At 71.7% G+C, this 15,016-nt stretch carries 12 protein-coding genes; 7 read left to right on the forward strand and 5 right to left on the reverse strand.

Features of this window, described 5'->3' with window-relative positions; genetic code table 11:
• The first annotated feature begins 297 nt into the window (after positions 1–297).
• The 5 genes from OHA98_RS14640 to OHA98_RS14660 are packed head-to-tail and all read left to right on the forward strand — an operon-like array spanning position 298 to position 4,287.
• Entirely contained in the window at positions 298–2,292 is a 1,995-nt protein-coding gene (locus tag OHA98_RS14640; RefSeq protein ID WP_266925931.1) for an ATP-binding protein, read from the forward strand.
• 7 nt (positions 2,293–2,299) lie between these two features.
• On the forward strand, positions 2,300–2,734 hold the full coding sequence (locus tag OHA98_RS14645; protein WP_266925933.1) for a roadblock/LC7 domain-containing protein: 435 nt from the start codon (positions 2,300–2,302) through the stop codon (positions 2,732–2,734).
• Between the two features lie 2 nt (positions 2,735–2,736).
• A complete protein-coding gene (locus tag OHA98_RS14650) occupies positions 2,737–3,108 on the forward strand; it encodes a DUF742 domain-containing protein (protein ID WP_266925935.1) in 372 nt (123 codons plus the stop codon).
• A complete protein-coding gene (locus OHA98_RS14655) occupies positions 3,086–3,709 on the forward strand; it encodes an ATP/GTP-binding protein (RefSeq protein WP_266925936.1) in 624 nt (207 codons plus the stop codon). The genes OHA98_RS14650 and OHA98_RS14655 overlap by 23 nt, the downstream gene beginning before the upstream one ends.
• On the forward strand, positions 3,706–4,287 hold the full coding sequence (locus OHA98_RS14660) for a GAF domain-containing protein (protein ID WP_266925938.1): 582 nt from the start codon (positions 3,706–3,708) through the stop codon (positions 4,285–4,287). The genes OHA98_RS14655 and OHA98_RS14660 overlap by 4 nt, the downstream gene beginning before the upstream one ends.
• An 87-nt stretch (positions 4,288–4,374) precedes the next feature.
• Here OHA98_RS14660 and OHA98_RS14665 read toward each other — a convergent pair whose 3' ends face one another.
• The 5 genes from OHA98_RS14665 to OHA98_RS14685 form a co-directional block, all read right to left on the reverse strand.
• A complete protein-coding gene (locus OHA98_RS14665) occupies positions 4,375–6,357 on the reverse strand; it encodes a DUF2264 domain-containing protein (protein WP_266925940.1) in 1,983 nt (660 codons plus the stop codon).
• 25 nt (positions 6,358–6,382) lie between these two features.
• The gene (locus OHA98_RS14670) at positions 6,383–8,797 is read right to left on the reverse strand and encodes a polysaccharide lyase 8 family protein (protein ID WP_266925942.1); all 2,415 of its coding nucleotides are present in this window, start codon (positions 8,795–8,797) and stop codon (positions 6,383–6,385) included.
• Between the two features lie 34 nt (positions 8,798–8,831).
• Entirely contained in the window at positions 8,832–10,220 is a 1,389-nt protein-coding gene (locus tag OHA98_RS14675; RefSeq protein WP_266925944.1) for a M60 family metallopeptidase, read from the reverse strand.
• Between the two features lie 272 nt (positions 10,221–10,492).
• The gene (locus OHA98_RS14680; RefSeq protein ID WP_266927917.1) at positions 10,493–11,587 is read right to left on the reverse strand and encodes a LacI family DNA-binding transcriptional regulator; all 1,095 of its coding nucleotides are present in this window, start codon (positions 11,585–11,587) and stop codon (positions 10,493–10,495) included.
• Positions 11,588–11,646: 59 nt separating this feature from the next.
• Entirely contained in the window at positions 11,647–12,633 is a 987-nt protein-coding gene (locus tag OHA98_RS14685) for a hydroxyacid dehydrogenase (protein WP_266925945.1), read from the reverse strand.
• Between the two features lie 340 nt (positions 12,634–12,973).
• Here OHA98_RS14685 and OHA98_RS14690 point away from each other — a divergent pair, with 340 nt between their 5' ends.
• Both OHA98_RS14690 and OHA98_RS14695 read left to right on the forward strand, forming a co-directional pair.
• On the forward strand, positions 12,974–14,014 hold the full coding sequence (locus OHA98_RS14690; protein WP_266925946.1) for a sugar ABC transporter permease: 1,041 nt from the start codon (positions 12,974–12,976) through the stop codon (positions 14,012–14,014).
• A 112-nt stretch (positions 14,015–14,126) separates the two neighbouring features.
• Positions 14,127–14,987, forward strand: a complete 861-nt coding sequence (locus OHA98_RS14695; RefSeq protein WP_266927918.1) for a carbohydrate ABC transporter permease — start codon at positions 14,127–14,129, stop codon at positions 14,985–14,987.
• Positions 14,988–15,016 lie beyond the last annotated feature (29 nt).

Consider the following 15,016-nt stretch of genomic DNA (forward strand, 5'->3'; position numbering starts at 1 on the left):
GATGCGGCCGGCTTCCTGCCGTCCGGCGTCCGTGGAACCCGGAGTGCCGGCCCGGGTGTCAATGCGACGTAAATCGGTCGCTCGTGCGAGAGATCATACCAGAGCGGGACGGATGGCGGGCAAGTTCGACAACTGCCCGTCGCACCTGCGTGATTGACGACTACCGTGTGTGTCCGGTGATCAACGGTGGGCTCATGCTCCGCGAGCCCGCCCGACCGATCCACCGAGCCTGACCGACCACCGTAGGTGCCACCGCATGAACGCCGATTCCTGGTGTCCCACGTACCGAGGACGCTGATGTCTCAACTTCGCGCATCCGACGCGCGACCGGAACGCCGAGAGGGCGGGCGGCACGGACGCCCGGGTGCACGCTCCCACTCGGCCACGAGCAGGCCCCGCGCCGCGCAGCCGCCCCCCGATGTCCGTATACGTTCTCAGCTGCTGCGCACCGCCCTGCTGCCGACGATCGCCGCCCTGCTGAGCGGTGCCGCGGCTGTCATCTTCACCATCCGCTCCAGCGCCGTCAGCCCCTCCGGCAGCCTCTGGGCCGCACTCGGCGGATCGGCGGCGCTCGCCGTCGCGGCCGTCGCCGCGGCCTGTCTGGGGGCCGGCCGGGTCGCGTCCGGAGTGCTCGACCGGGCCCTGGACCTCCGCCGTACCGGCGCCCAGGCGCAGGCGGAGCTGGAGCAGGTGATGGAGCGGCTCCGCAACGGCGAACCGGTGGGCGACCGGCCGCTGCCACCGGAGCCCGCCCCGGGCGGCGACGCCTTCGACCTGCTCGGCCAGGAGATGGGCCGCTCGCACGAGGTGGCCGTGGCCGCCGTCGTCGAGGCCTCCCAGCTCTTCAGCAACGCCGGCAACGAACAGAAGGTCGAGGTCTTCGTCAACCTCGCCCGGCGCCTGCAGTCGCTCGTCCACCGCGAGATCCAGATCCTCGACGAGCTGGAGCACGAGGTCGAGGACCCCGACCTGCTCAAGGGCCTCTTCCACGTCGACCATCTGGCCACCCGGATCCGCCGCCACGCGGAGAACCTCGCCGTTCTCGGCGGAGCCGTCTCCCGCCGGCAGTGGAGCAACCCGGTCACCATGACCGAGGTGCTGCGCTCGGCGATCGCCGAGGTCGAGCAGTACCCCCGGGTGAAGCTGGTGCCGCCGATCGACGGCACCCTGCGCGGGCACGCCGTCGCCGATGTCATCCACCTGCTGGCCGAACTCGTCGAGAACGCCACGGTGTTCTCCGCCCCGCACACCCAGGTGCTGCTGCGCGCCCAGCACGTCACGGCCGGGCTGGCCCTGGAGGTCGAGGACCGCGGGCTCGGCATGCCGGTCCATGAACAGCAGCGTATGAACGCCCTGCTCGCCGATCCCGACCGGGTCAATGTCGGCCATCTGCTCCAGGACGGCAGGATCGGCCTGTTCGTCGTCTCGGCGCTGGCCCGCCGCCACGGCATCGCGGTCCGCCTCCAGAGCAATATCTACGGAGGCACACAGGCGGTGCTGGTCCTGCCGCAGGATCTGCTCGGCATCGACATCGACGGCCCGGCGACGCCCGACGCCGCCCCCGTCCCACCGCCGGGGGCGGTCCACCGGCCACCGGCCCAGGACGTCACCGGGGCGCGGCAGCCACCGTCGTTCCCCTCGGAGCAGTACCCGCCCCGGCTGCCACAGCCCCCGCAGCAGCCCCTGCGCGAGGGCCAGGGCCCTCCGCTGCCGCTGCGCGCGGAACACGGTGAACGCGCGGAACACGCGGAACGCGTCGAACGCGTCGAAGGCTCCGAACACGCCGACCGGCCGTCGACCGCAGAGCTCCGCCCCGAGCTGCCCAGGCGGGCCAACCAGGAGAACCTGGTCCCCCAGTTGAGGGAGGCGCCCGCCCCACGCGTCGAGGGCGAGCCTGCCCTGCACGATCCGGGGCTGATGGCGGCCTTCAGGCGGGGGGTCGGTCTCGCCGAGGCGCAGTCCGCCGAGGAGGGCGGCGGAGCCGCGTACGAGGCGGGCGGCGCATTCGGGACGCCGGCGCCCAGCGCGCTGGACGCCCCGCTGGAGACCCTGGCCCCGTTGCCCGTACGGGGCCAGAGCCCGCACTCCGTACCGGATCAGCCCGTACCGGATCAGCCCGTACCGGATCAGCCCGTACCGGATCAGCCCGTGGCGGAGCAGTACGCACCGCAGCCGCACGCGCCGGAGCAGTACGAGCCGCACCACTACGTACCCCACGAGCGAGAGCCCTTCCTCCCGGACATGGGCCCGGTCGTTCCGAACCCCCGAGAAGACACCACTTTCAAGGAGTAGATGCACCATGGCGAGCGAAATGCCGTCCGGTCAGGTCTCGGACCTGGACTGGCTGCTGAGCGGGCTGGTCCAGCGCGTGCCCTATACGCGCAGCGCGGTTCTGCTCTCCGCCGACGGGCTGGTGAAGTCCGTCCACGGGATGGACCCCGACAGCGCCGACCACATGGCGGCCCTGGCCGCCGGGCTGTACTCCCTGGGCCGCAGCGCCGGGGCCAGGTTCGGCGACAACGGAGGCGTACGGCAGGTGGTCGTCGAGCTGGACGCGACGCTGCTGTTCGTCTCCACCGCCGGATCCGGCACATGTCTCGCCGTCCTGGCCGGGCGCGAGGCGGACGCCGCCGTGCTCGGCTACGAGATGGCCATGCTGGTCAAGAGCGTCCGGCCCTATCTGGTGACCCCGCTGCGGCAGACGGCCGGGGCGCCGTTCACTCCGGGGCTGTGAGGATGCCGGCCCCGCAGGACGGACCCCTGCTGGACGATGCGGCCGGCCGGCTCATCCGCCCGTACACCGTGATCAACGGCCGCACCCGGCCGTCGGCCACACTCGACCTGCTTTCCCTGATCATGGCGACCGGGAGCGAGCCCCGGGGCCATCTCGGCCCCGAGCACACGGAGGCCCTGGCTCTGTGCAGGGAGCCGATGTCCGTCGCCGAGATCGCCGCACTCCTGCGACTGCCCGCGGTCGTCACCAAGGTCCTCCTGTGCGACCTGGTCGACTGCGGAGCCGTCACCGCCCACGCCCCCGCCTTCCATGACCTTCCCACCGACCGATCCCTGCTGGAGGCAGTGCTCGATGGTCTACGACGACAGCTCTGACAGCACCGGAACCTCCGCGTTCTTCCCCGTCGCCCTCAAAGTCCTGGTCGCGGGAGGCTTCGGCGTCGGCAAGACGACGTTCGTGGGGGCGGTCAGCGAGATCGCCCCGCTGAGCACGGAGGAGCTGCTGACCCAGGTCAGCGCGGCGACCGACAGCCTCGAAGGCGTCGAGTCCAAGACGGCCACCACCGTGGCCATGGACTTCGGCCGGATCACGCTCTCCGACCAGCATGTGCTCTATCTCTTCGGCACACCGGGCCAGGAGCGCTTCTGGTTCATGTGGGACGAACTCTCCCAAGGCGCGCTGGGGGCCGTCGTGCTGGCGGACACCCGTCGCCTGGCGGAATGCTTCGCCGCGGTCGACTTCTTCGAGCGGCGCGGGATCGGATTCATCGTCGCCGTCAACGAGTTCGACGGTGCCTACCGCTACGAACCCGACGAGGTACGGGCCGCGCTCGACCTCGGACCCGAAGTGCCGGTCGTCCTCTGCGACGCCCGGATCGCCAGCTCCGGCACGGGGGCGCTGGTCACCCTGGTCCAGCACCTGATCAACGCCACCTCGGCCCCGGCCCCGCTCCAGACTTTCGGAGCCCATCCATGAACCACTACTCCGGCGGCCGCCTCCTGCTGACGCCGGTCGACCGGGACGGCCTCGTCCGCGCGGAGCGGCTGCGTGCCCTCGGTCTCGGGGAACGGGCCGACACCTCGTTCGAGAGCTTCGACGCCTTCGCCGACAAGGTCGCCGAAGTGACCGCGACCCCCTTCTCGATGGTCAACTTCATCGACGAGAACCGGCAGTTCTTCGCGGGTCTGCACACCCCGGCGGGCAACCGGCGCGGCACCGACCTCGGCGCCGCCGCGGCGGGCAGCGGCCGCAGCGCCCGCTACATGGCCCGCGACCACGGCTACTGCCCGCACGTTCTCGTCCGGCGCAAGGCCCTCGTCCTGGACGACGTCTGCGACTACCCGCGCTTCGCCGGGAATCCGGTCGTCGACGAGATAGGCATCCGCTCCTACCTCGGAGCACCCCTCATCGACCGCACGGGCATCGCCCTGGGAACCGTCTGCGCCGTCGACACCGTGCCGCGCCCCTGGGGGCGGGCCGGGCTCGCCACCATCAAGTCGCTCGCCCAGGAGATCGTCGTCCAGATCGACCGCAGGGGCGCACCCCCGCGCTGACCGCGCCGGCACCACGCTCTCCTCCGCGCCCTCCGCGTCCACAGCTCCCACCGCTCCCCATCCGCTCCCGGCCCCGGCCTGCCGCCGTCAGTCCGTCACTTCGACCGTCGTGCCGTCCAGGAAGGCCAGCACCACCGACGTCCCGCCGGCGGCCACCCGCACCGAGACCGAGTCCCGCAGCGCCCGCGGATGCAGGGTGTCGCGGGAGAGCGCGATCAGGGACACCTGGATGCTCCGCCCGCCCGGATGCCGGTCCCGGCGCAGATACGGGATCGCGGAATACGGTCCGTACGCGTTGGACTGCACATCCCTGGCCACTTCCGCCCTGGCCACTTCCGCCCCGGCCGCTTCCGCCCTGGCCACTTCTGCCCCGGCCCCGTCGACGCCCGTCGCGCCCTCCCAGCCGTACAGCGCGACCACCGCGCTGCTCAGCCCGTCGGCCGTACGGGCCATGGCCCACCCGGGCCCGGACGTCGCCACCGGGCGCTCCGTGTGCGCCACCGCGTGACCGCCCTCCCGCACCGCCGCCCCCTCGGGCGCGTCGATGTGGTGGACGCGGATCTCCCACGGGCCGTGCAGCACACTCGTCGTCGCGATCCGGTACCTCTGCTCGTCGCCCGGCAGCCGGGCCGCGTACCAGGAAGCCGCAGTACGCCCCTCGCAGCGCAGCGGGTGGACGCGGCCGCGGCGGCTGGGTGTGCCGTCCGGGGCGAGCAGCGCCAGGTGGTTGTCGATGCCCCGGGCCGCCGCGTGCGGGGCCGATTCCGGCGCGGTCGCGCTGGAGTAGGCGAACTTCGCGTAGTGCGGGTCCTCCTCGCCGTCCGCCGGGTCGCCCGCGGGGTCGTACGGCGGATTGTGGTCGCTGCCGTGGTTGACCAGCCGGACGATGCCGTCGTGCCGGGTGCCGTGCAGCAGCCAGCCGGGCGCGGGCAGCGCGGTGTACCGGTCCGACTCCTCGACGGGCAGCGGCAGTTCGCGCGCCGTCCACACCGCGTGGTCCGCCGGGAGCAGCAGCCCGAGGAAGCCCTTGCTGGCCCAGTACGGGGACGCGGGCCCCGAGTACGGCTGGGTGGACGGCAGGAACGTGTCGTACCAGCCGAGCGTCAGCAGCCCCCGCTCGTCCGGTACCCCGCGCTCGGCGAAATGCCGCATGGTGCCGGAGGCGAGCCGGCGCGTGAGACCCGGCGCCAGCGGGGTGCAGTCGGCCAGCGCCCCCATCCACACCGGAGCGAGAGCGGCGAACCGGTACGTCAGCGAGCGCCCCTGGTGCACCGGAGCGCCGTCGGCACCGAAGAAGTGCGGGTAGTCCTCCAGGAACCGGCTGAGCCGATCCCGGTAGACGGCGGTTCGGCCCCCGTCGTCACCGGGACCCACCATCCGCGACCACAGCAGCGGATACAGATGCATCGCCCAGCCGATGTAGTAGTCGAAGTTCCGCCCGTCCCCGTCCGTGTACCAGCCGTCACCGGCGTACCAGTCCTCGATCCTGTCGAGGTTGGACTCGATGTCGGAGCGGCTGTGGGGAGCGCCCACCGAGGCGAGGAACTGCTCGGACACCACCTGGAACAGCCGCCAGTTGTTGTCCCAGGTGCGCCCGCCCACGAACCCGGAGAACCAGTCGACGACCCGCTCCTGGACCCGGGCGTCCAGCCGGTCCCAGATCCACGGCCGGGTCTCGTGCAGCGCGACCGCGATCGAAGCGGCCTCCACCATCTGCTGCGAGCAGTCCGTCAGCTCCGGCCAGGACTCGCCGCTGTCGCGGTCCGTGCCGGAGGCGAGTCCCGTCGCGTACCGCTCGATCAGCGCCGGGTCGACCGCCCCGCCCGCCCCCGCGATCCGGCACGCGGCGAGCAGGAAGGAGCGGGCATACCCCTCCAGTCCGTCCGAGACGACCCCCGACCAGCTCGACCGGCCGGGCAGCCGGTACTGGGCGAGGCCGGGGGTCGCGTAGGGCACCAGCGCGTCCAGCATCCGGTCCGCCGTCACCTCCCAGTGGGCCCGGGTCCAGCCGGTGCGGGAGGACAGGAGCCGGTCGGGCGGCGGCAGACGCAGATGCGGGGCGACGGACATGGTGGTGCTGCTCCTCTGGAGTGGGTTACTGGACGAGTTCGGCGCGGTGGGTGTGGCCGCGGGAGCCACCGACCGCCACGGTGAGGACCGGGCGGCGGCCCGGCACCACGCTCACGGTGTCATCGGCGCTGTCCACCGTACGCACGCGGTGCGGCAGCTCGACGGTGAGGCCGGTCAGGGTGCGGCCCGGGTCCGACACGGCGACCGAGATCCGGGGGCCGCGCCGCTGGACCAGGACCGAGGCGGGACCGGACGAGGTGATCCCGCCGACCGTGCCCGCGGCCCAGAAATTCACCGCCGTCAGCCCCTGCCTGCGCACCTCGACCGCCTGCGCGCCCGCGTCGTTGACGAGGACCCGTACGGGCCGGGAGTGCGACCAGACGGCCGTCGCGGCGGCCGACGCCCCGGGCAGCAGCACATAGGCGTACCGCGCGTCGGTGGGGGAGACCCCGTGGTCGACCCACAGGGTCAGATAGCGACGGGTGAGCGGAGTGTCCGAACCGCCCGTGTCCGCACCGGTGTTGAGGGCACGCCAGGTGCCGGTGCGTTCCTCGCGCAGGGTGCGCAGCGCGGCGCCCTCGGGCAGCACATAGCCGCCCACCCCCTCGATGTGCGCCCAGTGGGCCCGGCCGAACTCCTTGGACCAGCCCTGCGAGGACGGCTGCCGGACGCCGTCCACGACCAGCCGGTGCCGGCCGTCCGCACCGAGGCCGCGGTTCTCGACGATCGTCTCGACCGGCTGTCCGTCGCCCGAGGTGATACCCGCGCCGAGCGCGATCACGGCGTTGTCGAGCAGGAACCACGACTTCCTCGCCCGTAGCGTCGTACCCGGGGCACCGGTCAGTTCCATCGCCGCCGCGCCGTACCGGGAGTGGAGGACCGCGCCGCCCGCGACCGCGTTGGACGGCCGGTAGGTGGAGGTCCCGCCGCCGGTGCCGAGATCGGTGCGTCGCCTGGTGTCGACGGTGGTGCCGGGCAGCCGGTAGGGATCGACGGTGGGCCAGAAGCCGTCGTTGAACTGCCCCAGGTCGTCGGCGTCGTAGAGATAGGTCATGCCGTCGCCGGTGTACCAGCCGTGCAGGTTCTCGCCGTTGCCCGCCTCGTAGGCCGAGATCCGCTTCGAGGAGAGCGACAGGGTGTACGCCCAGCGCGGCTGCCGGTGCACCACCCGGTCCATGTCGGCGAAGACGAACAGGCCCGTGGTACGCGGTGCCGCGTCAACGCCGCTGTCGTTCAGGACGGCCTTGGCCAGGGCCAGTTGGGGCAGCGAGGCGAAGGCGGTGAACGGCGCGGTCCGGTTGCGGGTCAGCCAGCCCTTGACGACCGAGCGCCACCTGTCGGCGTACGCGGCGGGCGCGCCCGTCGCCAGCAGCAGGATCGCGGACACGGCCGCCGCCCCGTCCCGGTGGTCGCCGGCCCGCTCCCGGGAGATGGCGCGGCCGCGCACCGCGTCCATCATCAGACCGTCGAAGAGCACCGGAGTGAAGGACCGCTCGACGGCCTCGTACATCACCGAGACCGCCGGGTCCGCGACGGCCCACGGCGAACCGGCCAGCAGCGCCAGCAGATGGGCGGATCCGCTCAGCAGGACGGTGCCGTACGAACCGGTGTACGCGACCACGTCGTGCTGGACGAACGAGCCGTCCTCGTAGAACCCGTCACCCGAAGCGGCGTACCGGAAGAGGCTGTTGCGTCCCGCGTCGCGTACGTCGGAGAGGGCGTCGCGGGCGGAGACCAGTTTGGCCCCGTCCCGTCCGAGCAGCCCCCGCAGAGCGACGATCACCGCCTTGTCCGTGCGGTTGGCGCCGGTCTCGGCGAGCGTGGGCGAGTTGGTGCGCCGGTCCGCGTTCGGGCAGAACCGGTCGACGACCGCCAGATGGTCCGCCAGATCGGCGGCGGGCAGCCGTTCGCGCAGCAGTACACAGCAGTCCATCAGGGCGCGCGGTGCGCCGATCTCCCAGAACCACCAGTTGCCCTTCTGCGGCTTGGTGGGGTTGTACGCGGTGTCGTGGGCGAAGCGGAGGGCGGCGACGAGGGCGTCGGCCACCTCCGTGTCGGCGGCGAGCGAGGTGCCGGGGGTGGCCCAGGCGGTGGCGATCGTGCGCAGCCGGGTGTAGCTCTGGCCGAAGTTGCCGGGGTCGGTGACCGGCGCGAGGTCGGGCCACAGCGCGGTCCGGCCGGCGGTCCGGTCGAGGGTGTTCCACAGACCGCGCGCCGTGGAGTCGAGCGTGGCGACCGCGGTGGCGAAGTCGGCATCCGCGGGATCGAACGCGCCCCCGGTCAGGAGGCTTTCGGCCCGCCCGAGAAGGGTGACGAAGTCGTCCGGCTCCGGCGCGGCGGCGCTGCGCCCGCCGGCGGAGGCGGGGCCGGCCGTCGCGACGAGCGCGGTCGCGGCCGTGGCGCCGGTGGCGGCGAGAAGGGTCCTTCTGCTCATGTCCATGTGCTGGCTCCTTGCCGGCTCTCTTCCCGCGTGGTCAGTCGCTGAGGGTGCTCGGGTCCACGGGCGGCTTCGGCAGGTTCAGCGCCGCCAGCTCCGCCCTGCCGATGGCGTCGACCGGGAAGGCCCAGGTGGTGAGGAAGAAGTCGGTGAGGTCATGGCCCGCGACGCGGCTGGAGTAGGTCGCCAGTGCCCGGTAGCGCTTGTCGTTCTCCGTGTAGTCGGACTGCGGGTTCTCCTCGCGCACCAGCTTGTGCAGCCGGGGCCAGAAGTCGTCGCCGAAGGCGAGTTCCAGCTGCCGGAGCGGGACGAGCTTCTCGTAGGCGCTGAAGGACTTCTCGTACGTCAGTCCGGCCGTACCGAACTTGGCCCGGGAGGTCTGGAAGACGGTGAGCCCGGTCGCCGGGTCGACGGTGAGCAGGTTGGAGGGCTGGTCCAGGGCGCGCTGGGCCGCCAGCGAGTAGATGTTCACCGTGACCTCGGTGAGCCCGCCCGGCTTGTACGCCATCTGCTGGTGGAGGTGCCCCAGTTCGTGGTACAGCCCCCAGCCGCGGGTGCGCAGTCCCTCCACGGTGGTCGCCCGGTCGAGGTAGGCGCGCGGGAAGCCGTTGTACCCGTGTGTGGCGTAGGCGCCGACCCCGGTGGGCACCTTGCTGACCTCGGTGAAGTGGTACGGGCCCGCCTTGCGCCGGTGCGCCGGCTTCGAGCCGTCCAGCCCGCTGACCCGCGCGGCCGAGTCGATGATCCGCTCGACCAGCCGCAGCAGGGCGGCGTGGTCCTCGCCGCGGTACAGGAGCGCGCCCTCACGGGTGAGCGTCATGATCGTGTGCGGGGCGTGGAGCTCGACGTACGGGGAGTCCGTCAGCGTGTCCAGCTGCTGCTGGAATCCGGCCTCGCGGGTGCTTCCCAGGGTGAAGACGGGCATGGCCACGGAACCGGACCTGAACAGCACGCCCGCCCGCTCGCCGCTGCCGGTGAGGGTGAGATAGACCGGGCCGCCGTGCGGGTCGGTGACGGTGTTCGCGCCCGCGGTGAGCGGGTAGCTGCGCGGTTCCTTGATCTCGCCGTAGTAGTCCCAGGCGCCGATCCAGAGGGTCGGTACGAGGCCGTCGTGCGGCTGGACGGTGAGGCTCAGGGCGGTGCCCGGCGCGACATAGCGGCCGGTGGGCTGGAACTCGCTGCCGCGCAGGGCCTGGGCCAGACGCAGCCGCTCGGGCTCGGCCGCGGGGCGGGCGGTCACGGTGACCCGGACCGGCCGGTGGGCGGCCGCCGTCGCGGAGCCGCGGGCGGCCGCCGGTGCCGCGGCGGCGCCCAGCGCGGCCAGGGCGCCGGCACCGGCTGCCGCGGCGAGGACGGATCGGCGGCCGACGGGGGTGGCTGCGGCGGCAGCGGTGGCATCCGTGGCGGCTGAGGCGGAGAAGCGCATGCGGAACTCTCCCTGCAGAAATGAGTGAGGGGCCAAAGCGTGCGGGGGTGATGAACCCGCCGTCAGCATGTAAGCGGTTGCTACAAAGCCGCAAGAGGAGTCGGGAAGTTACTACGATTTACTATGGCCGAGTGGGGGCCGGAACCCGGTAAGCGGTCTCACCGATCGAGGCCGACGGCCGACGGCCGACGCGGGTACGGGCACGAGCACGGCCGTCGGGCACGTCCGTGCGGCCGCCGTCACCTGAACCGAGCACCTGCCCCGCCCACCGGTCACGCCCTGCTGCCGCGTCCCGCCCTCGGCGCCACCGAGTCGCGCACCACGATGTGGGTGCCGAGCCGCAGCGCACCCGTCGTCGGCTCGCGCCAGTCGTCCTCGTCGTCGCCGGAGACCGCCAGGCGCACCGCCTGCCGGCCCATCTCCTCCAGCGGTACATGGACCGTGGTCAGCCGGGGCCGCAGCTCCTGGGCGACCGGAATGTCGTCGTACCCCACCAGGGAGATGTCCTCGGGCACCCGCAGCCCGGCCTCCTCCAGGGCCTGTGCCGCCCCGGCCGCCACCATGTCGTTGGCGGCGAAGACGGCCGTGAAGTCCGGACCGTCCCGCAGGAGTTCGGCCATCCTCCGGTATCCGAAGCCGCGGCTGAACGCGCCGGGCTGCGCCAGGTCGGGGTCCTGGGGCACGCCGCGCAGCTCCAGGGCCCGCAGATGTCCGGCGAGCCGGTCGCGGGTGGTGGAGAGCTTGGGCGGGCCGCCCAGATAGAGGATCCGCTCATGACCCTGCATCAGGAGATGGTCGGTGATGGCGAAGGCGCCGCCCTCGTTGTCGTACTCCACCGCCGCGGTCGGGGCGGGATCGTCGAGCGGCGGTCTGCCGCACAGCACCAGCTTCGAGCCGCCCGCGTCCAGCTCCCGGGCCCGGCGTGCCAGTTCGGAGGTGTAGCCGCGGTCGGCGATGCTGCCGCCGACCACCACGACCGCGTCGGCCCGGCGCTCGTGCATCAGGTCGATGAAGGCCAGCTCGCGCTGCGGGTCGCCCTGGGTGCAGCAGACCAGGCAGAGCCGGCCGCCGAGCGCGGCCTCCCGCTCCACGCCCCGGGCGATATAGGCGTAGAAGGGGTCGATGACCTCGTTGACGATGATGCCGACGGTGCGGTTGGATACCCCGGCCAGCGCGCGGGCATGGGCGTTGACCACATAGCCGAGCTCGCGCATGGCGGACTCGACCCGCTCCCGGGTGGCCTCGGCCACCGGGTAGTTGCGGTTCAGGACCCGGGAGACGGTCGCCGTCGAGACGCCTGCGCGCCGCGCCACATCCGTGACCGTCGCCCGCCGCTGTCCGTCCGCGGCCGTGCTCTGCCGGCGCATCCGGCTCACCCCCTGGCTGTTGTGTGACGCCGAGCCTAGAGCCTGCGGGGCGGTGGGGTTCATGCGATCCTCCCCAGGTCGGCCCGGTGCACCGGGTGGGCGAACGGTGATCCGCCCGCGTACCGGGCGAGTTCGTCGACGGCGAGCGCGCCCAGGCGCCCGATCTCGTTGCCCTGGGCGCCCGCCAGATGCGGGGTGATGAAGACGTTCGGCAGGTCCCACAGGGGGTGGTCCGGCGGCAGCGGCTCGGGGAAGGTGACGTCCAGGACCGCGTCGAGCCGCCCGCTGACCAGGTGCGCGGTGAGCGCCTCGGTGTCCACCAGCGGGCCGCGCGCGGTGTTGACCAGCAGGGTTCCGGGACGCATCAGCCCGATCCGGCGGGCGTCGATCAGCCCCTGGGTCTCCGGGGTGTCGGGGGCGTGCACGGTGACCACGTCGCTCGTCGCCACCAGCGTGTCCAGATCTGCCGGTGTGACGCCGAGGCGCTCCGCCTCGGCCGCCCCGACATAGGGGTCGTACAGGAGCACCTCGGCATCCAGCACCCTCAGCAGCTCGATGACCCGGCGGCCGATCCGGGAGGCGCCGATCACGCCGATGGTCAGCCCGTGCGTGCCGAGCCAGTGCTGCCGGTCGAGGTCGGCTCCGGTGCGATGGGTGCGCCGGGTGCGGAACAGCTCGGCCAGCGGGAAGACCCGCTTGGCGCCCATGATGATCGCGGCGAGCGTGTACTCCGCCACCGGCACGGCGTTGGCGACCGCCGCGGAGGAGACGACGATGTCGCGGTCGAAGGCGTCGGGTGACAGAAACGTCTTCACCGTGCCCGCCGCGTGGATCACCGCACGCAGCCGGGGTGCCCGTGCCAGCAGCGCCGCGTCCACGGGCGGGCAGCCCCAGCCGGTCAGCAGGACCTCGGCCCCGGCCAGTGCCGCCGCGGCCTGCGGTGAGTCGAACTCGCTGATCACCGTGGGGTTGTGCAGTTCGGCGATCTCTTCGAGCCGGGCCCGTACGGGGGGCGGGAAGACGTCGTCCAGCAGCCCGGGGCTCATGACCAGGACCGTGCGCGGCCGCTCGGGGGGCGGTGTCGCGGCATCGGCACCGGATCGAGCCGGTGCCTCTTCGGTGGTTCGCACCCTGCCTCCGGACAGTAATCGCGTTCTATGGAATGACCGGCACGCTAGGGACATGGGTGGCCGAGCGTCAAGCGACACTCGAAGCTGATTGCCCTAGTTAGTGGTCGATTTGATGGTTCTGTGCCCCCGGAATTGATCTCGTGATGATCCCGGATCGCAGCCTTTTCCTCAGATCTCTTGACCTTTGGGTTAACCGCTTACTAACTTGCGGCCGCAGAAGGCTCACCACGCGCCACCCAGCCGAACAGGACGCACCATGGCTGAAACAGCACCTCCGCTGCCGCGGGAGAAGCGGTCAAAACGGCGGCAGGGGGCCGAAGCGCCCGCCCCGCCGACCGCCCCGTCGCACGCCGGCCCGGCAACCGCACCCGTACAGCACCGCCTGACGCTCAGGCAGCGCCTCAAGCGGGACCGCGTGATGCTCCTGCTGACGCTGCCCGGACTGCTGTACTTCATCGTCTTCCACTACGTCCCGCTGCTCGGGTACGTCGTGGCGTTCCAGGACTACCAGCCCTACCTCGGCTACATGCACAGCGTCTGGGTCGGCTTCTCCAACTTCACGGCGGCGTTCGGTGACGCGGCCTTCTGGTCCGCGACCTTCAACACCCTGGAGATCGCCCTCGTCCAGCTGGTGTTCTTCTTCCCCATCCCGATCGCCCTGGCCCTGCTGCTCAACAGCATCGTCAGCGAGCGGCTGCGGCGCTTCGTGCAGAGCGTCGTCTATCTGCCGCACTTCATCGGCTGGGTCATCATCGTCTCGATCTTCCAGCAGATCCTGGGCGGCGCGGGGCTCCTGCCCGACGTACTGGGAGGGATGGGGCTCCCGCGCTACGACATGATGAGCGACCCCGACGTCTTCCCCTGGCTGCTCACTCTCCAAGTTGCCTGGAAGGACGCCGGCTGGGGCACGATCATCATCCTGGCCGCGCTGCTGAACATCGACAAACAGCAGTACGAGGCCGCCGCGATCGACGGCGCGGGACCCCGGCGCCGCCTCTGGCACGTCACCCTGCCCGGCATCGCACCGGTCCTGATCCTGCTGCTCATCCTCAACCTCGGGCAGATCCTTTCCGTCGGCTTCGAGCAGATCCTGCTCCAGCGCGACGCGGTCGGCCCGGACGCCGGTGAAGTCCTGGACACCTACGTCTACTACCACGGCATCAAGGACAACGACTGGGGCGTCGCCGCCGCCGTCGGACTCGTCAAGGCGGTCATCGGCACCGCACTCGTCCTGGGCGCCAACAAGTTCGCCCACCGCCTCGGCCACGAAGGGGTGTACCGCGGTGCTGACCGCTGAGAAGCCGCCCGCCAGTCCCGTCCCCAGCACGGAACCGGCGAAGAAGACCACCCGCAGCGCCCGCAACGCCCGCTCCGGGCGCGCAGCGAAGTCCGACGGCCGCCCGCCGTGGATGGAACGGCCCACCCGGCTCGGCCAGTTCGCCAAGGGCCTCGCCATCGTGGTCGTGGTCGCCGCCGTCGCGTATCCGCTGCTCGGAGTGATCGGCACGAGCTTCGCCTCGCAGAGCGACATCATCCGCTCCACCGGCCTCGTCCTGTGGCCCGACCACCCCACCCTGGACGCCTACCGCACCATCTTCACCGGCGGCGTCGTCAGCCGGGCGCTGCTCGTCAGCATCGGCATCACCCTCGTCGGCACACTCGCCAGCCTGCTCGTCACCGTCGGCATGGCCTACGGGCTCTCCCGCCGCGACGTCACCGGCTCCCGCTTCATCCTGATGATCGCGCTGTTCACCATGCTCTTCAACGCGGGCATCATCCCCAACTTCCTCCTGGTCAAGGGTCTCGGCCTGTACGACACCTACGCGGCGCTCGTCATGCCCACCCTGGTCAGCGCCTTCAACCTGGTCGTCCTGCGGTCCTTCTTCATGAACCTGCCGGAGGAGCTGTACGACGCGGCGAAGGTCGACGGCGCCGGGGACTTCCGCATCCTCGTACGGATCGTCCTGCCGCTGTCCAAGGCCGTCCTCGCCGTGATCAGCCTCTTCTACGCGGTGACCTACTGGAACGCCTTCTTCAACGCGCTGCTGTACCTCAACGACTCCGACAAGTGGCCGCTGCCCATGGTGCTGCGGACGTACGTCCTCCAGGGCCAGAGCCTCAACAGCGCCTCGGCCGGCGAGGCCCTCGCCCCGCAGCAGGCCGTGCAGATGGCCGTCCTCGTGATCGCCGTCGTACCGATCCTGCTCGTCTACCCCTTCCTCCAGCGCTACTTCACCAAGGGCGTGCTCACCGGCGCCATCAAGGGCTGAGCGCGACCGCCCCGGACCTTTCCTCCTCC

Source organism: Streptomyces sp. NBC_00654, assembly GCF_026341775.1.
Lineage (GTDB): Bacteria > Actinomycetota > Actinomycetes > Streptomycetales > Streptomycetaceae > Streptomyces.